Consider the following 24539-nt stretch of genomic DNA (forward strand, 5'->3'; position numbering starts at 1 on the left):
CAATTTAATGTTACTATAAAGCATTTTAGACTAGTGAATTGCGACTTTAATTCCAAGTATAAAAGTTCTTGAAGCTGGGAATGAGTTAAAGTCGATTCCGCCACCAATATTTTGTGCAGTAGCACTAGTGGTATGGCCATTTACCTCAGGATCATTTCCAGAATAATTTGTGATCGTTAGTAAATTTTGTCCGATAGCATATAATCTGATGCTGTCAATAAATTTCACTGTTTTTAGAGCACTTTCAGGAATTGTATATCCGATAGAAACATTTTTCAGACGCAAGTAAGAAGCTTCTTCAACAAATTTAGAATTCACATAACTTCCGTAAGTACTTTTGTAATAGCCATCTCTAGGAATATCTGTATTTTCGTTTTTTCCAGCAACCCAACGGTTTAGTGCATCTGTGCTTGTAGAAGACTCACCAACCATTTTAGTCATATTGTAAACTGAATAGTCAAAAGCGCCTTGGAAAAAGATATTCATGTCAAAGTTTCTATATCTAAAATCGTTATTAAACCCAGCCACATAATGCGGAATAGAGTTTCCTAGATACGTTCTATCTTTTGCTGTAATTTGACCGTCACCATCAACGTCTACATATTTAGGATCTCCAGGAGCAGATAATGGCTGAGGAGCATAAGTTTCTCCAGTTTTGATAACCCCTGCATATATATAACCATACAAAACTCCCATTTCTTTTCCTGGCTCCAATCTTGTAAATTCCTGACCAGAAACTGTTCCACTTGGATTAGAAGTGTTTGAACTGATGATTTTTACATTATCTGCAAGAGATACCACTTCTTGTTTGTTATATGCTAGATTTAATGAAGTTGTCCAAGTAAATTTGTCATTTCTAAAGTTTGTGGTGCTTATTCCAAGTTCAACACCTTGGTTATCAATAACCCCTGCATTAACTCTCTGAGTGCCAAATCCCCACCATCCTCCAACAGGAACATTTAAAAGAGCATCTGTCGTTCTTTTTTTGTAATAATCGAATGTAATAGAAAGTTTGTCATTAAATAAACCTAAATCTAAACCGATATCCGTTTGAGCAGTTTGTTCCCATTTTAGATTTGGGTTCGCTAAGTTCGCTGGTTCTGTTCCTGCAACAAATTCATCTGGTGCAATAGTTACACCCCAAGAAGACAAGCGGCTCATGTAAGAGTAGTCTCCAATACCGTCACTACCTGTAATACCATAACTTGCTCTCAATTTTAGTTCAGAAATTGCTTTTACGTTTTGCATAAAAGATTCGTTAGAGATTTTCCAAGCAACAGCTCCAGAAGGGAAAATACCAAATCTGTTGTTTGGTCCAAAACGAGAAGAACCGTCTTTTCTAATTGTAAAAGTGGCTAAGTATTTATCGTTGAACGCATAATTTAACCTTCCAAAATAAGAAGTCAATTTCGTTTCTGTTTTTTCTGTTTCAGGTTTTAAATACACTGAAGCTCCTTGCAAATTGTAATAAGTCAATAAATCGCTTGAGAAACCTGTACCAGCTGCTCTTACTCTCTCAAATGTGTCTTTTTGGTTCGAAGTACCAATCATTGCTGTTATAGCATGTTTTTCTTTGATATCAAATTTATAAGTCAAATACTGTTCTGTACTCCATCTGAAATACGTTATGTTTTCCTCAGAACCAGAACCTTTCAAGGCTGCTCCAGCTACTAAAGTACTTGGAGTATATTTTCCTTGAATGTTTTCCTGCCATTCTGCACCAGCCCCAAAGTGATACGTTAGACCTTTAATGATCTGATAATCTAAAAACATGTTTCCGTTTACCAATCTATTGATTGTGTGGTCTGTAGGCTCAAGTAAAAGTGCTAAAGCATTATCCTTTCCTTGAAATTTATAATACGAACCATCTGCATTGTAAATCGGAATAGCTGGAGGAGCAGTCTGGATAGAGAACATTGGAGACAAGATATTATCACCAAAATCACTATTGTTTCCTTCAGCAACAGCACCATAAGCATTCATTCCCATGTTTAGCTTATCATTGAATTTCTTTTCTGCACCCATTCTCACACTATATCTTTCAAAATCAGTGTTTACGATAGCTCCAGTTTGTTTTAAATAGTTTCCAGAAAGAAAGAATTTAGAAGTTTGGTCGCTTCCGCTAAAAGTAAGCGTTCTGTTAAGAACCTCACCAGTACGAGTTGCAGCGTCAAACCAGTTCGTATTGGCAACAGGAAAGCTTGAAGGGAAAAGTGGAGGTCTTCCGTTTTCAGCATTAAGAGCATTCTGGTAATTGGCATATTGCTGTCCAGTCAATAAAGAAGGCTCTTTTATGATATTTTGAAAACCATCAGAAATCTCAGCTTCCACATTCATTTTTCCAGCTTTTCCTTTTTTAGTAGTAATCAAAATTACCCCATTTCCTCCACGAGCACCGTAGATTGCTGTAGAAGCCGCATCTTTAAGGATTTGAATGTTTTCAATGTCGTTTGGACTAATAGAACCTCCAGTACTGGTAATGAATCCGTCGACTACGTATAGCGGAGCATTAGAGGTATTAATTGAGTTCCCACCTCTAATTACAACCTGAGGATTTGTTCCTGGCGCATAACTGTTTTGCTGCACCTGTACTCCAGAAGCACGTCCTTGAAGAGCTTGTCCAACGTTTGCAACCGTTCCGCCTAAGTTTAAATTGTCTTTGCTAAGAGAACTCACAGAACCTGTAAGGTCTTTTTTCTTAGATTTTCCGTATCCAATTACTACTTCTTCTAGTTTTTGTCCTGCTTCTTTCATGACAATTTTTAGAGGCGCGCTTCCAATACTTACTTCTTGGTCTTCCATACCAATGAAAGTAATTACCAATTTTGTTGCATTATCTGGAACTGTAATAGCAAAAGTTCCGTCAACATCCGTCTGAACACCTTTTGTAGTGCCTTTAACCACAACATTTGCTCCTGGAAGAGGCAAACCGTTTTGATCTGTAACAGTACCTTTTACTGTTTTTTCAAAATACAGCGCGGTTTTATTTTTATCTGAAGTATTTATAGAAGAAGCTGCAGAAGCTTGAAATGTAAAAACTAATAACGAGAGAACCGTTATTCCGATTTCTTTGCGGGATAAATTGTTAATCCGAAAATCTCTTGGCTTTTTTTGGGTTAATAATTTCATACTTTAAATTGGTTTTGGTTAATGTTTAATTGTTTTTTTTCTTGTTTGTAGGTTTTAGATTTCTTTTTTGATCGTGGAATTCATTTTGTTTTTTTTAGTTACGTGTTGATTAAATTGTTTTCTATGCAAATAAGAGGTTTTGCTTTTGCGCTAAACACGGCTTGTTTAGTTCTATTTTCTTCTTTTTTAAAGGTTAAAAATCGCCCCGATTTTTGCATAATTAACTTAGTTTTAAGATTAATCTCTGACGAAACTAGAGATTATATTTTTATAAAACAAGAAAAAACACAAAAAATGTGCTCGAACACACAAAATTTATGTTCTCGAGCACATAAAATTGTGCGAATCGTTTTTTTTGACTTAAATTGCTGTGATATTTTTAAAATAGTTTGGAAAAAACAGTAGGTGTGATATTGGCGTTTTTTTGAATTTTAAATAAGGATTTATTAAAAACTTATGAATTTCGCAACCACTAAGCGAAAAACGTAAAAATTAAGCAGTCTTTTCTTATGCTGAAAAAGAAGTGATTTTTAGTTTTAATTATGAATTCGCTTTGTTTTTTAATTCGATTTTTGAACTATATTGGTCAACAATAAAAAGGCCGAAATCGCGAAATGAATTAATGGTCATTTTGACCTTTTTTGAAAATGAAAAATTAACAGATTTTAAGAAGAAGAATTTTGAAAGAATACCACGTAGAAATAATCGATAAAAACGAAAAAAATGTAACTCAGATTTTAGATCCTGTTTTTTGGGAAAAAGCAAATTGTTTAACTGATTTTACTTCGCCATGGAATAATGATCCAGTCTTAAAGATTGAATTTCGTGCGCTTTGGGATTTAGATTATCTGTATTTTAATTTTCAAGTTTTTGATTCAGAGGTTTATATTGATCGAAAAGACAATTCTACAGACAGTATTTGTAATTCGGATAGAGTAGAGCTGTTTTTTAGAAAAAATGAAAAACTAAGTCCGTATTATTGTTTGGAAATGGATGTAGATGCACGTATTTTGGATTTTGAAGCTTATCCGAATTGGAATTTTGATTACAATTGGAGATGGCCAGAAAAACAGTTGGAAATACAGTCGGTAAAAGGACAAAAATCGTTTACGGTTGCGGGAAGAATTAGTATTGCGTCTTTAAAAGAATTGGATTTAATTCAGGGCAATATTATCGAAGCTGGAGTTTACCGAGCTAAATTCTCTAAAGATGAAAACGGAAATTACGAACCAACTTGGATTACGTGGGTAGATCCCAATACTGCAGAACCGAATTTTCATATCCCTTCTTCTTTTGGGAAGTTCGTTTTGAAGGAATAGTTTGTTGTAAGGTTTGCTGCAAAGGCGCTAAGGCACAAAGTTTTTTACTTTTTTTTTTTTTTTTTATTTTATTTTATTTGAATCTCGCAAAGTCGCAGAGGCGCAAAGTTTTTTTTTAAAGGGAAAACCTAGTTTGAATTGTCTCTGGCTTTAGCTGGAGGTGGAGATTTTTTCATTCATTTTTCTGCATAAATCTGCAAAATCTGCGAGAAAAAAAAACAAATCCTTGAGTGATATTGAGTTAAAGCATACAGTAATTGAGGAATTGAAAGTGTAATAAAAACTTTGCGCCTCTGCGACTTTGCGAGATTTTAAAAAAAAAAACTTAGTGCCTTAGCGGTAAACCACATTAGCTAACGTAAAAAGAAGCATTTTCTACATTGATAATATCAATAGGAAGCAATATAGTTTCCGGAATGTCTTTTCTAAAGATAAAGTGATCTGCTAAAGTGCTTACGCCTAAATAAGCCTGTCTTTTTTGATTTTGATGGATTAAGAAGTGAACCAATCCTTGATTTAAAAAACTAACATTTTTATCAATTAAATCATATCCAATCAAAGCGATCTTTTTGTCTGTTACGTTTGAAAGTGTAGAAGCAATTTGGTAAGCTTTTGAAGTGGTGATGAAAATGCCGCTTAAATCTGGATTTTCATTTATGAAAGCTGGTAGCTTAGTTTCAATGTTGGAATATTTCAGTTTTAAAGTGGTTAAAGAGAAATTAGAAAGTTTTTTTTCTTCAAAATAACTTCTAAAGCCGCGTTCTTTTTCCTGCATGTGAACGGCATTTTTAAGACTTTCATCAATATGTATAATTGCAATTTGCCCTTTAGGAAGAATCAGATTCATTAAACTAGCGGCAACACGGCCGCTTTTGTATAAATCTTGTCCCACAAAACTTTTAATAGAAGAGGATTCCACCTGGTTGTTAAAGGTGTTGACCATAATCCCCAGTTCGTCATATTGATTTATGATTTCGATGGTTTCTTTATGGAAAAGCGGAGTCAATAAGACAGCATCTGGTGATTGCGATATAATAGTTTCATTTGTCTTTAAAAAAGATTTGGTGCTTTCTGGATTAAAGTAATGTATTTCTATAACGACATTGTAAGCTTTGAATTCTGTAATGGCATCCTGAATTCCGTTAACACAAGGAAGCCAGTAAGGATCAAATACAGGATCAGGAAGTAAAACGCAAATACGATACACTTTTGTGCTTTTCAGATTTCGTGCAATTAAGTTGGGCTCGTAATCAATAACATTCAAAACTTCATTGATTTTTTCGAGTGCAGCAGGAGAGACTTTTCCTCTATTGTGCAGCACACGATCTACAGTTCCCTTAGAAACTCCAGCCATTTGTGCTATATCCTTAATTGTGTACTTTTTGTCCATATAGACAAATATAAAAACTTTGAGTTAATAAACGCATTTTTTGTGTAAGAATTAATAAATGTGCTCGAGAACATAAAAATAGTGTGTTCGAGCACATTTTTATATTTTTTCTTGCTTTATAAAAATATAATCTCTAGTTTCGTGAAATAAAAACCGAAAAACTAAAATAAATCTATAACCAAATAATGCTTTAATTTATTGAAATAAAGTATTTTAACACAAAGTGTTTAAGTGAAAAAAATTACCTCATTAGCTCCCGGCCGAACCTGTCTTTTTGGAGATCATCAAGATTATTTAGGGTTGCCTGTTATAGCCTGTGCGATAGATCGAAATATTAAATTAATTGCAAAAGAAAATCAGGCCAAAACTTTTGTTCTGAATATGGTTGATATTAATGAAATTAGAGTTGTCGATATATACGAGGCTTTCGAAAAATTAGAACCGAGAGATTATTTTGCATCTGCTTTGCGAGTATTGCGAAGATATGGCTGTGAACCTAAATCGGGTTACGATATTACAATTACTGGAGATATTCCGATTAATTCGGGAACATCGAGTTCGTCGGCTTTGCTGATGGCTTGGATTCGTTTCCTGATAGAAGCTTTCGGAATTGATCAAGAAGTTACGCCTGAATTTCTTTCTAAATTAGGTTACGAATCTGAAGTTGTAGAACATGGAGAACCTGGCGGAATGATGGATCATTTTAGTATTGGCGTTGGAAATATCGTTTATATTAATACCAGAAAACCGTTTTCTTTTAATGTAATAGGAACGGGGTTAAAAGGTTTAATTACTGGAGTTTCAGGTGTTCCAAAAGAAACTATTGGATTGCTTGGCGAATTAAAAGGAAATGCTTTAATGGCAATTGATATTGTGAAGCAAAACTATCCGCAGTTTGACTTGAATTCATCTGAAATAGAGGATTTGGATAAATATAGAAATTGTCTTCCAGATCGTCTAATTCCGTTTTTTGAAGCGGCCATTAGAAATTATTATTTTACCAAAGAAGCTTTAAAGGAATTTGAAAAACCAGTTTTAGATCTTAAAAAAATAGGTGCTTTAATGAATGGGCATCATGAAATTTTACGCGATTTGCTGAAAATAACCGTTCCAAAAATTGATGCAATGATTAATGCGGCCTTAAAAGCAGGTGCATACGGAGCAAAAATTGTGGGTTCTGGCGGTGGCGGAAGTATTGTAGTAATAGCCGATCCGAAAAATGAAGATGCAGTTATTAAAGCGATTTTAGATGCAGGGGCCCAAGAAGCTTATGCGGTAAATGTTGATCCGGGAGTACGAATTATTGATAATATTGAAAATTAGAATAAAATGCACGACAATTTAGTAATTCTAGCTGGTGGAGCTTCTTCTCGTATGAAAAAAGAAGCGGTTACAGATAATTTATCTCCTGAAGAAATTGCGCAGGCCAATGAAAGAAGTAAAGGTTTAATAGGAGTTGGCGCAAGCGGAAGACCGCTGTTGGATTATCTTTTGTGGAATGCAAAAAAAGCAGGCTATAAAAACATCTATATTATAATAGGTGAGCAGGGAGAATTGTTTAAAGAGTTTTACGGAAGTAAAATGAAGGATAATGATTTTCATGGATTGAACATCTCATTTGCGATTCAATATATTCCTGAAGGAAGAGTGAAACCTTTTGGAACTGCAGACGCTTTGTTTCAGGCAGTAGAGCAATATCCAGAATTGAATTCGCAGTTTTATTCGGTTTGTAATAGCGATAATTTGTATTCGGCTGAAGCATTGCGTGCTTTAAGAGAAACTGAAAGTCCGAATGCTTTTATTAGTTACGATCGCGATGCAATGGATTTTCCGCTGGAGCGTATTTCTCGTTTTGCAATTGCAAAATTGGATTCAAATAATCAGCTTTTGGATATTTTAGAAAAGCCTTCAGAAGAAGATTTGGAACAATATAAAGATGCAGAAGGAAAGATACGTGTGAGTATGAATGCTTTTAAGTTTAATGGCAAGACTTTATATATACATCTTAAAAATTGTCCCGTTCATCCAGAGCGTGATGAAAAGGAGCTTCCAACAGTGCTTTTGAACTCCGTTAAGGAAAATCCGAATACAACGATCGGAATTCCGTTTTCGGAGCATGTTCCAGACCTAACAGCCAAAGAAGATATTGCCGATGTAAAAACATATTTGGCAAAATATTACCCTGATTTAAACTGGAATAGCAAAAATTAACAAAACTTTCATATCTAAATTAGAGAATAAGGAAATTTAATGTAGTACTTTTGTTTTGCAAAAAAAATGCAGATATTTGCATAAATTACGCAATCAATAATGTGAGAGTTGATTCTAATTTAGATTTTGAATTAAATAAATCTATAAACTAATCAACCAAAAATTATGACAAACATTCAAAGTACATTACAGGTAGAGAAAAAAAGTGCCATTGTTCCGATGGTAATTTTAACCTTATTGTTTTTTATTCTAGGATTCGTAACCTGGCTTAACGGACCACTAATTCCGTTTTTTGAATTAGCCTGCGAACTAACTTCTTCGCAAGCTTATTTTGTGACTTTCGCATTTTATATTGCCTACTTCGTAATGGCAGTTCCTTCTTCTTACATTATTGAAAAAGTGGGATATAAAAACGGAATTTCTTTAGGATTGCTAATTATCGCCGCAGGAGCTTTTATGTTTTATCCAGCGGCTTCTAGTCGTACTTTTCTTTTGTTTTTATTGGCCTTATTTGTAATGGGAACTGGCTTGGCGGTTTTACAGACAGCATCAAACCCTTATGTTGTTGTAATTGGTCCAAGAGAAAGTGCAGCTGCAAGAATCAGTGTTTTAGGAATTGCAAATAAACTAGCTGGATTTGTAGCGCCAATCGTTCTTACGGTTTTGGTTTTGTCTAATATGCAGGACTTTACCGCAGACAAAATCGCGGCGATGGATGAAGTTGCAAAAACTACAGCGTTAAATTCTCTTGCTTTGCAATTACAAACGCCGTATCTTTATATGGGGTTGATTATTACTGTTTTAGCTTTGATGGTGAAATTTTCTCCTCTTCCAGAAATTGATTTGGATGAAGAAGGAAATGTTTCTAATTTAAGTGTTTTTCAACAGATTAAAAATGCATTTAAATATCCGCAGCTTGTTTTGGGAGTAATTACTTTAATGCTGTATTTGTCTGCCGAAGTTTTGGCGGGAGATTCTATTGGAGCTTTCGGAAAACAGCTTGGAGTTTATGGTGAAGAAGGGAATTTCTATCTTAAACTAACCTCATTTACCATGTCGGCAATGGTTATCGGATACGTTCTTGGAATAGTATTGATCCCTAAATATCTTTCTCAGGTCACTGCTTTAAAAGTGTCAGGAATATTGGGCTTGGTGCTGGTTTTGGCAATTGTTTTGATTTCGCCAAAAATAATGATTGCAGTTCCTGGGACTCCAAATATACCATTGGTAATACTTTTAGTAGCGCTTTTAGGATTGGCAAATGCATTGTGCTGGCCAGCAATATGGCCAATGGCTTTGCAGGATTTAGGAGGTTATACAAAGATTGGTAGTGCTATTTTGATTATGGGAATTATCGGTGGAGCAGTTTTTCCACTGTTTTACGGAATGATTACTGAAAGCATCAATTCTGCAAATATTGCAAAAAATATGCAAGGCGTTTCAAAAAGCGGTAATCAGTTGGCGTATTTAATGTTATTACCATCTTATGCAATGATTTTGTTTTATGCTGTAAAAGGACATAAGTACAGGAAATGGAATAGTTGAACAAAAATAAAAAATTAATATATCATGTTAAAAAGTAAAATCGACAAAGCAACAGGTTTCGAAAAACGATTCGAAAACATTAATACAGTTGTTTTTGAAAACTCAACAGATGCTTCAAAAGAAGTAGCGCAAGAAATTGCAGCATTAATCAAAGAAAAAGAAAAAGAAGGAAAGCCATGTATTCTTGGTTTGGCAACAGGTTCTTCTCCAAAAGGATTATATGCCGAATTAGTGCGTCTGCACAAAGAAGAAGGTTTGAGTTTTAAAAACGTAATCAGTTTTAACTTGGATGAATATTATCCAATGGAACCCAATTCAATCAACAGTTATGTTCGTTTCATGAAGGAACTTTTGTTTGATCATGTCGATATTTTACCTGAAAACGCTCATGTTCCAGACGGACTTTTAACAAAAGAACAAATTGCAGATTATTGCCACGAATATGAAGCTAAAATTGAAGCTTTAGGCGGAATCGATCTTCAGATTCTTGGAATTGGAGGAAACGGACACATCGGATTTAATGAGTCTGGTTCGCTTCAAAACTCTAAAACTCGTTTAGTGGCTTTAGATCATATTACAAGAGTTGCGGCAAGTAAAGATTTCTTTGGTTTAAATAATACGCCAAGAACTGCTATTACGCTTGGAGTAAAAAAAATCATGGAAGCAAAAAGAGTAATCTTATTGGCTTGGGGAGAAGGAAAAGCAAACATTGTAAAAAGATCTGTTGAGGACGAAGTTACAAACCGAGTTCCAGCTTCATTTTTGCAAGAACATAATAATGCTGTTTTTATCTTAGACAAAGAAGCTTCTTCAAAACTAACTAGAATCAATAAACCTTGGTTGGTGGAGAAAATCGTTTGGACAGATAAATTAACTCGTAAAGCAGTTTTAGGATTGGCATTAGATCTTAAAAAACCAATTTTAATGCTTACTGATGCAGATTATATCGAAAACGGTATGAGTGATTTGTTGGCAGATTCTGGTCCAGCTTACGATACTAACATTAAGATATTTAATAAATTACAAAATACAATTACAGGTTGGCCAGGTGGAAAACCAAATGCAGACGACTCAAATCGTCCCGAAAGAGCGGAGCCAGCTAAAAAACGTGTGTTGATTTTCAGTCCGCACCCAGATGATGATATTATTAGTATGGGAGGTACTTTCATGCGTCTGCAAGAGCAAGGACATGAGGTGCACGTTGCTTATCAAACTTCTGGAAACATTGCGGTTGCTGATGATGAAGCGCTTCGTTTTGCAAGATTTGTGATTGATTACAATGAGAAATTTGGAATCAAAAGCGCTGAGGCAGATAGTATTTACAAAAAGGCAGAAGCATTCTTGCAGAACAAAAAGAACAGCGAAATTGATATTCCAGAAGTTCGTTACATTAAAGGTTTAATCAGAAAAGGAGAGGCGAGAGCTACAAGTCATTTTGTTGGTCTTCCAGATGAGCAGATTCACTTTATGGAATTGCCTTTTTATGAAACAGGGACAATCGAGAAAAAACCAATTGGACCAGAAGATGTTCAGTTGACAGTTGATTTAATTGAGAAAATTAAACCACATCAGATTTACGCAGCGGGAGATTTAGCAGATCCACACGGAACTCACAAAGTTTGTTTGGATGCAATTTTTGAGGCAGTAAAAGTTTTAAAACCAAAAGAGTTTATGAACGATTGTTGGTTATGGTTATATCGTGGAGCTTGGCAAGAATGGGGAATTGATGAGGTTGAGATGGCTGTTCCAATGAGTCCGGATCAGGTTCTAGAAAAACGTCACGGAATCTTCAAGCACCAATCTCAAAAAGATGGAGTTGTTTTCCAAGGAACAGATGCAAGAGAGTTCTGGCAGAGAGCAGAAGACAGAAACCGCGAAACAGCAGAATTGTACCACCAATTAGGTTTAGCAACGTATGCTGCAATGGAAGCTTTCGTGAGATGGCACTACTAAGATGCTAAGGTTCTGAGATGCTAAGATGCTAAGTTTTTTTAGCGTTTTTAGAAATTAGTAATAAGTCTTAAATGATATTTTTGAAGCAGGAAGAGGGAACGCAAATAAGTTCTTTTTTCTTGCTTCTTTTTTTTTTTAAGAGGCTAAGGTTCTGAGGTACTAAGGTTCTAAGTTTTTTTTTAAGATGCTAAGGCTATTGATTTTCTAGTCTTTGATTTAGTAATCTGTGAGAGTCCTTTTAATTTGTGGTTTTAGTTTTTATATTCGGTTTTATTTTAACTGTAAACTATTTTTTAATCTGTGGTAAATAAATAATAGCTTTGCAACTAATTGAAGCAAGAAGAAAGCATTCGTCTTTCATCTTGCTTCTTTTTTCTACAACAAAAAACTATGGATCAAGACAAAAAACAACTCATAAAATTAGCGCACACCAAAATGCCTTTCGGGAAATACGAGGGGAAATTTTTAATTGATTTGCCGGAGTATTATGTAGTTTGGTATCATAATAAAGGATTTCCAAAAGGAGAGCTTGGTCAGCAATTGCAGCTTATTTATGAATTGAAATTGAATGGTTTAGAAGAATTAATTCGAAATATTAAGAAGCAATATCCCAAGCCAATATAATATGCTTTTTATGATTATGGGATTTTTATATAATTAGATGAAATTTTCATTATAATGACTGAAAATCTTTTAAACAATAGATAAAAATTAATATATAGGAAGGTTTTCTTTTGATTTGAAAAAGATAAAAAATCAGCATTCTAAAATTCTAAAAATCTAAGAAGTCTATTGTATAAATTGTCTAATTAAATTTGTACTTTTGCCAAGTTTTTTACACAACTACTTACAAACAACAACAGAATGAATCAAACAAAATATATTTTTGTTACAGGAGGTGTGACCTCTTCATTAGGAAAAGGGATTATCGCGGCATCTTTGGCAAAATTGTTACAAGGAAGAGGATATCGCACGACTATTCAAAAATTTGATCCATATATTAACGTAGATCCGGGGACACTAAACCCGTATGAGCACGGAGAATGTTATGTGACAGATGATGGAGCTGAAACAGACTTAGACTTAGGGCACTACGAGCGTTTCTTGAACGTTCCTACTTCTCAGGCTAATAACGTTACTACAGGAAGAGTTTATCTTTCGGTTATTGAAAAAGAAAGAAGAGGAGAGTTTTTAGGAAAAACGGTTCAGGTTGTTCCTCATATCACAAACGAAATCAAAGACAGAATGCAATTGCTAGGTAAATCTGGCGACTATGATATTGTAATTACTGAAATTGGTGGGACTGTTGGTGATATCGAATCTTTACCTTATATAGAATCTGTTCGTCAATTAGTTTGGGAGTTAGGTGAAAATAACGGAATCGTGATTCATTTAACATTAGTTCCATATTTGGCAGCTGCAGGTGAATTGAAAACAAAACCAACTCAGCACTCTGTTAAAACTTTAATGGAGAGCGGTATTAAAGCAGATATTTTGGTTTGTAGAACGGAGCACGAATTGTCTCAGGAATTGCGCCAGAAATTAGCTTTATTCTGTAATGTTAAGAAAGAAGCGGTTATTCAGTCAATTGATGCTTCTACTATATATGAAGTTCCAAATTTAATGCTTGAAGAAGGATTAGATGTTGTGGCTTTAAAGAAATTAGATTTGCCTAAAAAAGCATCTCCAGATCTTAAAAACTGGAATACTTTCTTAAAAAGATTAAAAAATCCAAAACAAACTGTAAACATTGGTTTAGTTGGAAAATATGTAGAAATGCAAGATTGTTACAAATCTATTTTAGAGGCGTTCATTCATGCAGGAGCTGCAAACGAAACAAAAGTAAACGTAATTTCTATTCACTCAGAGCATATTAATGCTGATAATGTGGAAGAGAAATTAGGTTCTCTTGACGGAGTTTTAGTTGCTCCAGGTTTTGGTGAAAGAGGTATTGAAGGAAAAATCGAAGCAGTTCGTTTTGTACGTGAAAACAACATTCCTTTCTTCGGAATTTGTTTAGGAATGCAGATGTCTGTTATCGAATATTCTAGAAATATTTTAGGTTATGCTGATGCGAATTCTACAGAGATGAACGATAAAACGCCTCATCCAGTTGTGAATTTAATGGAAGAACAGAAAAATGTAACCGATAAAGGAGGAACAATGCGTTTGGGTGCTTGGAAATGTGATATTAAACCAAACACTTTAGCACACAGAATTTACGGAGAAAAAACTATTTCGGAGCGTCACCGCCACCGTTATGAGTACAATAATAAATATGCTGATGAATTGCAAAAAGCAGGTTTAAAAGCTTCTGGAGTTAATCCTGATACAGGTTTAGTGGAAATCGTTGAGCTTGAAAATCACCCATTTTTTATCGGTGTTCAATATCACCCAGAATACAAAAGTACGGTTGCAAATCCGCACCCAATCTTTGTAAACTTTGTGGCTGCTGCAGTAAATGCACATAAAAAACAGTAATTAATATTTTGAGAAGTTTGTAACTTTTGGGATAAACTCAGTACTAATAGACTTCAACGAATAACTTTTTTAAATTATAATGGAAGAAAAAAAATTAGACCTCAATTCAATCATTGGTTTTGTATTGATATTCGGAATTTTGATTTGGATAATGTATCAAAATCAGCCTTCTGAAAAAGAAATCGCTGCTGAAAAAGCCAAGAAAGAATTAGTTGCTAAACAAGAAGCACAAGCAAAAGCAGACAAAGCTAAAACTGCGTCATTACCAGCTGCAGCTGTAACTCCTGGAGATACAGTTCAATTGGCTCAATTGCAAAAAACTTTAGGAGGATTTGCTTATTCTGCAACACTTCCTTCTGCAAAAGAAGCTTTTACTACAATCGAAAATGAAAAATTAAAATTAAAGATTGCTAATAAAGGTGGTTATATTGTTGAAGCTACTTTAAAAGAATTCGAAAGATTAAAAAAAGGTTCTGGACAGTTAGTTGAGTTAATCAAAAATAACAACTCAAATTTAAATTTACAGCTTCTTACTACAGATAATAGAACATTAAATTCTAAAGATTTGTATTTCGAGCCAACATTAGAAAAAATTGGTGCAGACCAAGTTTTATCTATGCGTTTGAAAGCTGGAGCTAATGAATTTTTAGAGTACAAATATGTTTTAAAACCAAACGATTATTTAGTTGGTTTTGATATCCGTTCTCAAGGTTTGAACAGAGTTTTAAATTCTGCAAAACCAATTGATTTGCAATGGGATTTAAAAACATATAGAAATGAGAAAAGTGTAGCTTACGAAAACCGTTATGCACAAATTGATTACAAATACAACGAATCAAAATACAATAACGTTAGTTCGCACGGACAAGGAAAAGAAGAAACTCCTGAAAAAGTAAGTTATATAGCTTTTAAACAGCATTTCTTTACGACTATTTTATCTACAGAAAAACCTTTTGAAACTTCAAAGTTACAATCTGATGATTTGGTTAAAGACGAAAAAATCGATACTGTTTTTACAAAACAGTTTAGAGCTAATTTGCCTTTAGCGTTTTCAAACGGAGAGATCGATTACAAAATGAATTTGTACATGGGTCCTGCAGATTATAAAACATTAAAAGCTTACGATAAAAACTTCGAAAAAATTATTCCATTAGGATGGGGGATTTTTGGATGGATCAACAAATGGATTTTCATTCCATTATTCGGGTTCTTAAGTTCGACAATGGGATTGTCGTTAGGTATTGCAATCATTATTTTTACAATTATCATCAAATTGGCCATGTCGCCAATTACGTATAAATCATTCTTGTCTCAGGCTAAAATGAAAGTTTTAAGACCTGATATTGCTGAGTTGGGAGAGAAATTCAAAAAAGACCCAATGAAGAAACAACAGGAAACAATGAAGCTGTACAACAAAGCAGGTGTAAACCCAATGGCAGGATGTATTCCGGCATTGATTCAGTTGCCATTTATGTACGCATCGTTCCAGTTTTTCCCTGCGGCATTTGAATTAAGACAAAAAAGTTTCCTTTGGGCAGACGATTTATCATCTTTTGACTCTGTTGTAAAATTACCATTTACTATTCCGATGTACGGAGATCACATTAGTTTGTTTCCAATCTTGGCTGCAATTGCGATTTTCTTCTACATGAAAATGACTTCTGGAGATCAGCAAATGGCAGCTCCTCAGCAGGAAGGTATGCCAGATATGGCAAAAATGATGAAAATCATGATTTATGTTTCACCATTAATGATGTTAATTTTCTTCAATAACTACGGTTCAGGATTGAGTTTGTATAACTTTATTTCAAACTTAATTACAATCGGAATCATGTTTGTAATCAAGAATTATATTGTAGACAGTGATAAAATTCACGCTCAGATTCAAGAAAACAAACAAAGAGAGCCTAAAAAGCCAAGTAAGTTCCAACAGCGTCTTCAAGAAGTAATGGAACAACAGGAAGCAGCAAAATCTCAGAATAAGAAAAAGAAATAATTCTTTATAAATAAAAACAAAAAACCGTCTCGTTAAAAGCGAGACGGTTTTTTATTTGCAATTAGTTGTATTTAAAACTTAGGCAATAAAACCTTATCAATAGCATGGATTATACCGTTTGAACATTGAACATCTGTTACAATAATATTACTCACTCTATTATTGGTGTCCGTAATTTTTGCGCCCCCAGTAAGACCAATTGTGAAACTTTGACTCGCAAAAGTATTAACCACCTGTCCGTTTGTTAAAGAACTCGATTGTACATTCGCACCAGCAACTACGTGATATTTTAGGGTAGTTTCTAAAACATTAGCAGGAATCGCAGAAAGACCAGAAAATCCAGTTTCAGTTAAGAAGCTTGCAAATGCAGCATTTGTGGGTGCAAAAACAGTAAAAGGTGAATTTGCAGTTCCAGATAATATTCCAACAAAACCAGATGCAGAGTTGTAGCTCAATGCTGTTACAAGAGTGGTGAAATTTTTGTTAGCCACAGCATGGTTAACAATAGTAGGTAATCCTATTACACCATCAACCAAATGAATAACGCCATTTGAAGCTTCAATATCTGCAGTTGTTACTGTTGCACCACCGTTTGCTTTTCCGCCGTTAATATCAACTCCTGTGTTTTTTTCAAGATACATACTTATGGTGTTTGAAGCCGAAGCATTTCCTTTGGCCAGAGTTTTTACATATCCGGTAGTAATCTCGCTAGATTTTACTTTTGTGCTTAAAACGTGGTTGAGTAGTATTTCTTTTAAAGCAGCAACAGGAACTGCGTTAAGATTAGCATAACCGTTTGCAGAGAGAAAAGCGCTAAAAGCTTTATTATTTGGCGCAAATACTGTATAAGAGCCAGAAGAGTTCAATGTAGCAGCTAGATCTGCTTTTTCTAAAGCAGCAACTAAACTGCTAAGATCAGGATTTGCTTTCGCAATAGATAGAATCGTTTGTGAGGTCTGTTGCGAGTCATCGTCATCATTATTACATGAAATGCTGACGAAAGCAATTAATGCTAAAAAAGCAATTAATTTAATTTTGAATGTTTTCATAATATAGTTTTTAGTTTGTTAGGCTAAATTACGAGTTTTTGTTTAACTTTATTTACATAATGTTAAACAAAAGTTATATTCATTACATGTTTTACTTGCGTTATTTGTTGTTTTTATAGTGTTGATTTTTAGTTGTTTATGTTGGTTTAGTTCTGGTTTTATTATTCGTAGGTCTAAATTTTGTTTAACAAAATTTTAAATAGTATTTAAGACTTTAAAAATCGGTAAAAAAGTAAAATTGGTTATACTTTTGCAATAATAAAACACGCTTTTTAATGTTATAAAGAAAAACAGTTTATGAAAAAAATTTGGATCTTATTTCTAATTAGTACAGCAGCTTTTTCTCAAGAAACCAATAAAGTTGACACATCTGGAAAAAAAGACGGACTTTGGAAAGGCACTTATACTGAATCTAAACGCCCTCGCTACGAAGGAACTTTTGATCATGGAAAAGAAACTGGTGTTTTTAAATTTTTTGATGATACTAAAAAAGGTGATGTCTTAGCAACAAGAGATTTTAGTGCCAATGATGGAAGTTCGTATACTGTCTTTTTTGATCAAAATAAAAACAAAGTAAGCGAAGGAAAAGAGATAGGAAAAGCTCGCGAAGGGGAATGGAAATATTACCATAAAGCTTCTAAAGTTTTAATGGCGGTTGAGAATTATAAAAATGGAAAATTAGAAGGTTTAAAAACTGTTTATTATCCCAATGCGCAAATTGCGGAAGAGATGACTTATAAAAATGGTTTAAAGGAAGGGCCCTATAAAAAAATAGGGCAGGACGGAACGCTTCTTGAAGAATCGAACTTTGTAAATAATGAATACAATGGTGCAGCTGTTTTTTATGATTCAGATAAGTCTGTTGCTTCTAAAGGAAAGTTTATAAATGGTAAAAAAGCTGGAATCTGGCAGTTTTACCAAAAAGGAAAATTAGTGAAGGAAGTAAATATGAGCGATCCTAAAAACACGAATAAAGCTTCTGAAAAAGGACCAGCGCCAAAAAAATAATAGTTTGAAAAGCTCAGAATTCATTCCTTAAAAATAAAATAGGTAAAGAATAAATTGTTTACTTTTGAGTAACCAATTTATTCTAACCAATGGATTTACAAGAGCTTTTAGGACGATTTTTACTGTTGTTTTTTTCGATTTTGGTTTTGTATTTTTTCTCCAACAGAAAAGATAATGCTACTATAAATCCGTTGATGGTTATTGTGGGACTTTGTACTTTTTCCCTTTGTTATCTTTTTACCAAAATAGAAATTGGAGTCGGAATTGGTTTTGGTCTTTTTGCTATTTTTTCGATACTTCGATTTAGAACACAATCTTTCACGGTAAATGCTATAATCTTTCTTTTCGCCACAATTACATTGTCAATTCTGGACATTATGTATCCGTTTGAAAAGATTGAATTATTGCTGTTTTTTCAAATTATTATTATCGGATTTTATATTGCAGCTTCGGTTATTGTCAACAAAAAAGCTTCAAAATATCTGAATTCTGTAGATGTGAAAATTCCGCTTGACGATAATTTTTCTTTAAACTCAGAAGTAATTCGAAAATCAATTCAGCAGAAAATTAAGATTGAAGATTTCGACTTTAGAATTGTATTAATCAATACGGCAAGTAATGAAATAGATTTATTAGTATTCTATTAATCGTTGAATGGACGGACTTGTTTGATGTACAAATCTCTTTTTTCGCCCACAATTTTAAATTCAATATCTACCGGATGAAATTGGTTTTTGCGCCAATAACGATACATTTTAGTTTCAATTTTTTTGCTGACATCGTATAGCTTACTCATTTCTTTTCGAGTCAATAAAGGTTCATTATCATTCAAATTGGAATTGGAAGTATAATCAATATCAAAATCGGTTTCATCTTTACCGTCATTGAAATGATAGGCTACAAACTGTTCGCAGATTTCTCCTTTTTCGGGTTTCACAACCGAGTTTTCTCCCTTTTGAACATTGACCGTAATTCCAGCAAAGTTTTCTCTAAATATATTTTTGGTAATAATTACGCCATTTGCCAATTCATCAGGAAAAGAGCGATGCACCAAAACGCCCATTGCAATATTTTGCTGATCAATTCCAAAAAGTTCTCGTTCGTTATACGAGGCTTCATTCCAGACACTTGCCCAGACTTGTTTTATGGCTTTTTCGAAAGTTTTGATTGAATCGCCTAAAATTCCGGTTTTAGAATCGTACAATCCAGCGCCATTAAAATCATCTAAATCTTCTGCATTCGTAGACGAACGAAATCTGAAGTTTTTAAATTTGGCGTCTTTAAAAGCAATATTCAATTTAGATATTAATTCAGGATCAATAGGTTCTTTTTTGATAGCGTCTCTAATTTTTTTAAGCTGTTTATTTATCCAAATCGCAGAATCTTTTTGTGGGAAAGCTAAAAGCTCTGCAATTAATGGAGAAATAGCAGGGGTCTGAATATGTTTTGTATAATAGTAAAACGGAATAGCATGTGCATTTTCGGGAACTTTAAAGGAAATCTCTTTAGAAATGGCAATTAAATAGGCCATGTTTTGTGCTTTTGAACCGATATAGTTAATTCCCTTTTTTGGAATTTCAGATAAATTGACCAATTCTGTAACGCTATTGTCTATAAATAGCTTTTTCTTTTTTCCAGGAGACTTTGTTGGAATTTTTTTAGTGGTTTCTTTAATAAAAAAAGTATCGACTTCAATTTTTATTTCTACTTTTTTAGAAAGCAGCCTTTTGATGTTGTTGTCTTTTTCAATATCCGTATATGCCATTATCGGAATCTTTCTGTTTTTTCCTAAGAGAACCAAATGGCTTAATGGAGTTTGAAGTTCATTTACAATAATTCCTCGCACATTTGGGAGAATATCAGGCGTTCCGTCCAGAATGATAATCTCGTCAGAACTAGGTTTTACAGTTTCTAAATCTTTGATTTTGTATTGCTGCAAAATCCCAATACTACTTCCGCGAACAACTTCCTGATATTTTAATTCGCCAAAAATATAATCAGATTTCACGCATGGAATTTTGAATTCTTCACGTTGGAACCAATTCATCATTTCTGGATTGTTCAGATAAAATTTCAGTTTTTCTCCAATAAAAGTAGAATTTTTGACCATAGTAAAAAAACGTTCAATCAGTGGTAGAGGCATATGATCGGATGCAGCGAGTTCAAAAATCCATTTGTCTGTTCCTTTAATGTGATTTAAATTTCCGAGAAGAAAATCTCTATTCTTTTCAGTGTTGCTATAGTTCTCATTATTGAAGACTTCTAAATCATGGCTGTATCCCAAATAATTAACTACAAAATCGTAATGAAGCAAAATAATACTGCTGTTGAAATAATACATTTTTTGTTTTCTGAGATCGTAAATGACTTTTACTGATTCAATATTCGAAAATTTATCAGACAAAGGTTTTCCTCTAAATGCTTTGTAAGCTTCATAATTTGGCAAAGATGCGCTGAATCGCTGCGCACTTAACGAAGTTAATACGAAAAGGAAAAACAAGCTATAAATGTATTTTTTCATAGAATAAAAATGGATGATTAAATGTACTTAAAAAAGTAATAAGTTTTATCTACTGCGGGATTGCTTAAAGTAATGAAAACCATGGTGAAATTTTCTATTATTTGGCGTACCTTTGCAACCTTAAAAAATTAAACTTTTCAAAATGAAACGAGTAGTTGTTGGACTTTCAGGTGGAGTAGATTCTAGTGTTGCAGCGTATTTATTGCAACAGCAGGGATACGAAGTTATTGGCCTTTTTATGAAAAACTGGCACGATGACTCTGTTACTATTTCTAACGAATGTCCTTGGCTGGAAGACAGTAATGATGCTTTGCTTGTGGCTGAAAAATTAGGCATACCGTTTCAAACTGTTGATTTAAGCGAGGAATACAAAGAAAAAATTGTTGATTATATGTTCAACGAATACGAAAAAGGAAGAACTCCAAATCCTGACGTGCTTTGTAACCGCGAAATCAAATTTGATGTGTTTATGAAAATCGCTTTAAGTCTTGGAGCGGATTATGTGGCAACGGGACATTATTGTCAAAAAAGCGAAATTGAGGTAGACGGAAAACCAGTTTACCAACTAGTTGCTGGAGTTGACAATAATAAAGATCAATCGTACTTCTTATGCCAATTGTCACAAGAACAATTATCTAAAGCTTTGTTTCCTATTGGAGCTTTAACAAAACCAGAAGTGCGCGAAATTGCTGCTGAAATGGAATTGGTTACAGCAGAAAAGAAAGATTCACAAGGTTTATGTTTTATTGGAAAAGTTCGTCTTCCAGAATTTTTACAGCAAAAATTACAGCCAAAAGATGGTAAAATTGTTCAAGTAGATAAAAATGATCCGATTTATACTTCTGAAAAATCAGCTGAACTTTCTTTGGAAGAAAGATTAAAGTTAGAATCTCAAAAACTAGACTATCTTCCAACAATGGGAAAAGTGGTTGGAAAACACCAAGGGGCTCATTATTTTACAGTTGGACAAAGAAAAGGTCTAAATGTAGGAGGAACAACAGATCCTTTATTTGTAATTGCAACCGATGTAGAAACTAATACTATCTATACAGGTTTATCAAGCCAACATCCTGGATTATTTAAAAAAGCACTTTTTGTTGGAAAATCTGAAGTTCATTGGATTAGAGAAGATATGACTTTGAAAGCTGGTGAGAAAATGGAAGTGATGGCTAGAATTCGTTACCGTCAGCCTCTTCAAAAAGCTGTTTTACATCAATTTGAAGACGGAATGTACGTAGAGTTTGAAGAACCACAGTCTGCTATTACAGAAGGACAGTTTGTTGCTTGGTATTTAGAAAATGAATTAGTTGGTTCGGGAGTAATTTCTTAGCTTTATACTTTATTTGGGAGAAGATCCCTAAAAAGTATAGATGAATGAGATGTAACTTTACTTTTCTTTTAATACTTCTTTCGTTTACAGTATTTGCACAAGAAGATGCATGGGTTTATTTTAATGGAAAACCTAATGTACAGGCTTTTTATGACAATCCTCAAGCTGTACTTTCGCAAAGAGCTCTGGATCGAAGAACGAACCAAAATATCGTTTTGGATATTACTGATGCTCCGTTAGAGACCTCGTATGTTAATCAAATTTCCGCAAGTACAGGAATTACGGTAAAAGCACAGTCGAAATGGCTGAATGCACTTCATATTCAGGGAACTCAGGCTAATATCAATGCTTTAAAAGCGTTAGCTTTTGTTCAGAAAGTAGAATTTGCAGATAGAACTTTAAATACTACGGGAAAAAAAGTTTCAGAAACTGCAATCAATCAGACGAAAAAACAAATACAAACCGCTATTGATTATGCTTATGGTAATTCTGCCAATCAAATTCAGACGTTGAATGGGCAGGTTTTGCATCAACAGAACTACACAGGAGAAGGTAAAATTATTGCTGTTTTAGATGCTGGATTTCCAGGTGTCAATACCGCTCAGCCATTTGAAAATCTTAGAAATAATAATAAAATTCTAGGAGGATACGATTTTACCACTCGAAATGCTAATTTCTATACAGGAGGAGATCATGGAACGAAAGTGCTTTCTACAATGGGCGGTTACAAAGAAAATGCTTTAATAGGGACGGCTCCAAACGCTTCCTACTATCTTTTTATAACTGAAATTGTTGCTGATGAGAATCCTCTTGAAGAATCAATTTGGGTTGAAGCGGCGGAGAAAGCGGACGCTTTGGGAGTAGATATTATTACGACTTCGCTTGGATATTTCCTTGATCGAGATGAAGTTAGGTACAATCATACATACAGCGATATGAACGGAATTACCACTTTTATTTCGCGTGGTGCCGAAATCGCTTTTAGTAAAGGAATATTAGTTTTGGCTTCTGCTGGAAATGAAGGAACTCAACCTGAAAAGCACATTGGTGCTCCAGCCGATGCAGTATCTGTTTTGGCAATTGGATCAGTTACAGCTAACAAAGTACGATCTAGTTTCAGTTCGATCGGACCAAGTTCTGATGGGCGTATAAAACCTGATGTAATGGCACAAGGATCATCGACTGTGGTTTCTGATGCAAATGGAACTATTGGTACAGCAAGCGGAACTTCATTTTCATGTCCGATTATGGCAGGAATGGCGGCTTCGTTGTGGCAAGCTTTTCCATCAAAAACAAACCAAGAAATTAGACAGATGATTTTGGCTTCTGCCGATAAATATGCGAATCCTGATAATAATTATGGATATGGAATTCCGAATTTTGGTACGGCATTAGGGGTAGATGATTTTATAGCTGAAACCTCATTTTTGGTCTATCCAAATCCAGCAAAGAGTGAAGTTTGGTTTTCTTTTTTAAATGAAAGCAATACCGCATCGGTAACTATTTATTCTATTTTAGGGCAAAAATTAATCGAAGAAAAAATTAATAATTCAAATCCAGTTCTTTCCTTGCAATCACTTCAAAGCGGACTTTACATTTATAGTTTTGATGGTGATAATCTGCATAAGACAGGAAAAATAATCAAGCAATAGTTTTAATGAATAAAATTACCCAACTCTTTAATATAAAATACCCAATCATTCAAGGTGGAATGATCTGGAATAGTGGCTACAAATTGACTTCGGCGGTAAGTAATGCAGGAGGTTTAGGACTTATTGGTGCAGGTTCTATGTATCCAGAAGTTCTTAGAGAACACATTCAAAAATGTAAAAAAGCCACAGATAAACCTTTTGGTGTCAATATTCCGATGTTATATCCTAACATCGAAGAGATTATGAATATTGTGGTTGATGAAGGTGTTAAAATTGTTTTTACTTCTGCAGGAAATCCGAAAACTTGGACTTCTTTTTTGAAAGAAAGAGGTATTACAGTTGTTCACGTGGTAAGTAGCAGTGTTTTTGCTTTAAAAGCGCAAGATGCTGGTGTTGATGCTGTAGTGGCTGAAGGTTTTGAAGCGGGCGGACATAACGGACGCGAAGAAACTACTACTTTGACTTTGATTCCGATGGTGAAAGAAAAAATAAAAATTCCTTTAATTGCAGCGGGCGGAATTGCAACAGGAAGAGGAATGCTTGCGGCAATGGTTTTAGGCGCAGATGGTGTTCAGGTCGGAAGCCGTTTTGCAGCATCTTTTGAATCTTCGGCACACAATAATTTTAAAGATACGATAGTTAATACTATAGAAGGAGGTACTCAGTTGACTTTGAAAGAATTGGCTCCTGTAAGATTAGTAAAAAATAAGTTCTATCAGGATGTTCAGGATTTGTATCAAAAATGTCCTTCTAAAGAAGAATTGGTTCATCTTTTAGGACGCGCAAGAGCCAAAAAAGGAATGTTTGAAGGGGATTTGGATGAGGGAGAATTGGAGATTGGACAGGTTGCAGGTCTGATTCATGAAATTTTGCCGGTTGAAGAAATTATTCGACAAATGATAGCCGAATTTGAAGTCGCATCCAAAGAAAAGACTACATTTGAGTTTTAATTGAC

Annotated in this window: 17 protein-coding genes; 13 read left to right on the forward strand and 4 right to left on the reverse strand. The window is 34.2% G+C overall.

Features of this window, described 5'->3' with window-relative positions; genetic code table 11:
• Window positions 1-30: 30 nt before the first annotated feature.
• On the reverse strand, window positions 31-3129 hold the full coding sequence (locus QLQ95_RS15770) for a SusC/RagA family TonB-linked outer membrane protein (protein WP_482500560.1): 3099 nt from the start codon (window positions 3127-3129) through the stop codon (window positions 31-33).
• A gap of 680 nt (window positions 3130-3809) precedes the next feature.
• On the opposite strand from QLQ95_RS15770, the gene QLQ95_RS15775 reads away from it, so the two are divergent.
• On the forward strand, window positions 3810-4448 hold the full coding sequence (locus QLQ95_RS15775; RefSeq protein ID WP_428239342.1) for a sugar-binding protein: 639 nt from the start codon (window positions 3810-3812) through the stop codon (window positions 4446-4448).
• Window positions 4449-4797: 349 nt separating this feature from the next.
• Here QLQ95_RS15775 and QLQ95_RS15780 read toward each other — a convergent pair whose 3' ends face one another.
• Window positions 4798-5838 carry a LacI family DNA-binding transcriptional regulator gene (locus QLQ95_RS15780; RefSeq protein WP_482500562.1) on the reverse strand — a complete coding sequence of 347 codons (1041 nt, stop codon included), beginning with the start codon at window positions 5836-5838 and terminating at the stop codon, window positions 4798-4800.
• 231 nt (window positions 5839-6069) lie between these two features.
• On the opposite strand from QLQ95_RS15780, the gene QLQ95_RS15785 reads away from it, so the two are divergent.
• The 7 genes from QLQ95_RS15785 to yidC all read left to right on the forward strand — a co-directional run bounded on the left by QLQ95_RS15785 (window position 6070) and on the right by yidC (window position 16024).
• Window positions 6070-7161: a GHMP family kinase ATP-binding protein gene (locus QLQ95_RS15785; RefSeq protein ID WP_428237079.1), complete on the forward strand. Its 1092-nt coding sequence runs from the start codon at window positions 6070-6072 to the stop codon at window positions 7159-7161.
• 6 nt (window positions 7162-7167) lie between these two features.
• Window positions 7168-8049: a sugar phosphate nucleotidyltransferase gene (locus tag QLQ95_RS15790; protein ID WP_428237078.1), complete on the forward strand. Its 882-nt coding sequence runs from the start codon at window positions 7168-7170 to the stop codon at window positions 8047-8049.
• A gap of 165 nt (window positions 8050-8214) precedes the next feature.
• Complete coding sequence (locus QLQ95_RS15795; protein WP_428237077.1) at window positions 8215-9594, forward strand: sugar MFS transporter; 1380 nt, start codon at window positions 8215-8217, stop codon at window positions 9592-9594.
• Window positions 9595-9618: 24 nt separating this feature from the next.
• A complete protein-coding gene (gene nagB, locus QLQ95_RS15800) occupies window positions 9619-11547 on the forward strand; it encodes a glucosamine-6-phosphate deaminase (RefSeq protein WP_320495269.1) in 1929 nt (642 codons plus the stop codon).
• A gap of 390 nt (window positions 11548-11937) precedes the next feature.
• A complete protein-coding gene (locus QLQ95_RS15805) occupies window positions 11938-12171 on the forward strand; it encodes a DUF3820 family protein (protein ID WP_320495268.1) in 234 nt (77 codons plus the stop codon).
• 240 nt (window positions 12172-12411) lie between these two features.
• A complete protein-coding gene (locus QLQ95_RS15810) occupies window positions 12412-14028 on the forward strand; it encodes a CTP synthase (RefSeq protein WP_095929926.1) in 1617 nt (538 codons plus the stop codon).
• A gap of 79 nt (window positions 14029-14107) precedes the next feature.
• Window positions 14108-16024: a membrane protein insertase YidC gene (gene yidC / locus QLQ95_RS15815; RefSeq protein WP_482500566.1), complete on the forward strand. Its 1917-nt coding sequence runs from the start codon at window positions 14108-14110 to the stop codon at window positions 16022-16024.
• A gap of 71 nt (window positions 16025-16095) precedes the next feature.
• On the opposite strand, the gene QLQ95_RS15820 is transcribed toward yidC, so the two are convergent.
• Window positions 16096-17073, reverse strand: coding sequence for a fasciclin domain-containing protein (locus tag QLQ95_RS15820; protein WP_320495266.1), 978 nt, complete (start codon window positions 17071-17073; stop codon window positions 16096-16098).
• A 297-nt stretch (window positions 17074-17370) separates the two neighbouring features.
• Between QLQ95_RS15820 and QLQ95_RS15825 the strand changes: the two genes are divergently transcribed.
• Both QLQ95_RS15825 and QLQ95_RS15830 read left to right on the forward strand, forming a co-directional pair.
• On the forward strand, window positions 17371-18081 hold the full coding sequence (locus QLQ95_RS15825) for a toxin-antitoxin system YwqK family antitoxin (RefSeq protein WP_482500568.1): 711 nt from the start codon (window positions 17371-17373) through the stop codon (window positions 18079-18081).
• Window positions 18082-18170: 89 nt separating this feature from the next.
• Complete coding sequence (locus tag QLQ95_RS15830; protein ID WP_250835384.1) at window positions 18171-18728, forward strand: DUF4956 domain-containing protein; 558 nt, start codon at window positions 18171-18173, stop codon at window positions 18726-18728.
• Here the strand turns inward: QLQ95_RS15830 and QLQ95_RS15835 are convergent.
• Window positions 18725-20602: a PEP/pyruvate-binding domain-containing protein gene (locus QLQ95_RS15835; RefSeq protein WP_482500570.1), complete on the reverse strand. Its 1878-nt coding sequence runs from the start codon at window positions 20600-20602 to the stop codon at window positions 18725-18727. The two genes, QLQ95_RS15830 and QLQ95_RS15835, sit on opposite strands and share 4 nt — an antisense overlap.
• A 142-nt stretch (window positions 20603-20744) precedes the next feature.
• Between QLQ95_RS15835 and mnmA the strand changes: the two genes are divergently transcribed.
• Genes mnmA through QLQ95_RS15850 form a run of 3 tightly spaced genes read left to right on the forward strand, consistent with a single transcriptional unit; the run spans window position 20745 to window position 24534 of the window.
• Window positions 20745-21932 (forward strand): tRNA 2-thiouridine(34) synthase MnmA, encoded by a 1188-nt coding sequence (gene mnmA / locus QLQ95_RS15840; RefSeq protein ID WP_320495263.1) that lies wholly within the window; start codon window positions 20745-20747, stop codon window positions 21930-21932.
• Window positions 21933-21976: 44 nt separating this feature from the next.
• Window positions 21977-23584, forward strand: coding sequence for a S8 family serine peptidase (locus QLQ95_RS15845; RefSeq protein ID WP_482500572.1), 1608 nt, complete (start codon window positions 21977-21979; stop codon window positions 23582-23584).
• 5 nt (window positions 23585-23589) lie between these two features.
• The gene (locus QLQ95_RS15850; RefSeq protein WP_482500573.1) at window positions 23590-24534 is read left to right on the forward strand and encodes an NAD(P)H-dependent flavin oxidoreductase; all 945 of its coding nucleotides are present in this window, start codon (window positions 23590-23592) and stop codon (window positions 24532-24534) included.
• Window positions 24535-24539: the final 5 nt, after the last annotated feature.

Source organism: Flavobacterium sp. B330r, assembly GCF_056824325.1.

Bases quoted from the DNA above. Each gene is read 5' to 3' on its own strand.
- yidC (WP_482500566.1), top strand. From the start codon at position 14,108: ATGGAAGAAAAAAAATTAGACCTCAATTCAATCATTGGTTTTGTATTG.
- QLQ95_RS15850 (WP_482500573.1), top strand. From the start codon at position 23,590: ATGAATAAAATTACCCAACTCTTTAATATAAAATACCCAATCATTCAA.
- QLQ95_RS15770 (WP_482500560.1), bottom strand. From the start codon at position 3,129: ATGAAATTATTAACCCAAAAAAAGCCAAGAGATTTTCGGATTAACAAT.
- QLQ95_RS15780 (WP_482500562.1), bottom strand. From the start codon at position 5,838: ATGGACAAAAAGTACACAATTAAGGATATAGCACAAATGGCTGGAGTT.
- QLQ95_RS15830 (WP_250835384.1), top strand. From the start codon at position 18,171: ATGGATTTACAAGAGCTTTTAGGACGATTTTTACTGTTGTTTTTTTCG.
- QLQ95_RS15790 (WP_428237078.1), top strand. From the start codon at position 7,168: ATGCACGACAATTTAGTAATTCTAGCTGGTGGAGCTTCTTCTCGTATG.
- nagB (WP_320495269.1), top strand. From the start codon at position 9,619: ATGTTAAAAAGTAAAATCGACAAAGCAACAGGTTTCGAAAAACGATTC.
- QLQ95_RS15795 (WP_428237077.1), top strand. From the start codon at position 8,215: ATGACAAACATTCAAAGTACATTACAGGTAGAGAAAAAAAGTGCCATT.
- mnmA (WP_320495263.1), top strand. From the start codon at position 20,745: ATGAAACGAGTAGTTGTTGGACTTTCAGGTGGAGTAGATTCTAGTGTT.
- QLQ95_RS15825 (WP_482500568.1), top strand. From the start codon at position 17,371: ATGAAAAAAATTTGGATCTTATTTCTAATTAGTACAGCAGCTTTTTCT.
- QLQ95_RS15810 (WP_095929926.1), top strand. From the start codon at position 12,412: ATGAATCAAACAAAATATATTTTTGTTACAGGAGGTGTGACCTCTTCA.
- QLQ95_RS15835 (WP_482500570.1), bottom strand. From the start codon at position 20,602: ATGAAAAAATACATTTATAGCTTGTTTTTCCTTTTCGTATTAACTTCG.
- QLQ95_RS15805 (WP_320495268.1), top strand. From the start codon at position 11,938: ATGGATCAAGACAAAAAACAACTCATAAAATTAGCGCACACCAAAATG.
- QLQ95_RS15820 (WP_320495266.1), bottom strand. From the start codon at position 17,073: ATGAAAACATTCAAAATTAAATTAATTGCTTTTTTAGCATTAATTGCT.
- QLQ95_RS15845 (WP_482500572.1), top strand. From the start codon at position 21,977: ATGAGATGTAACTTTACTTTTCTTTTAATACTTCTTTCGTTTACAGTA.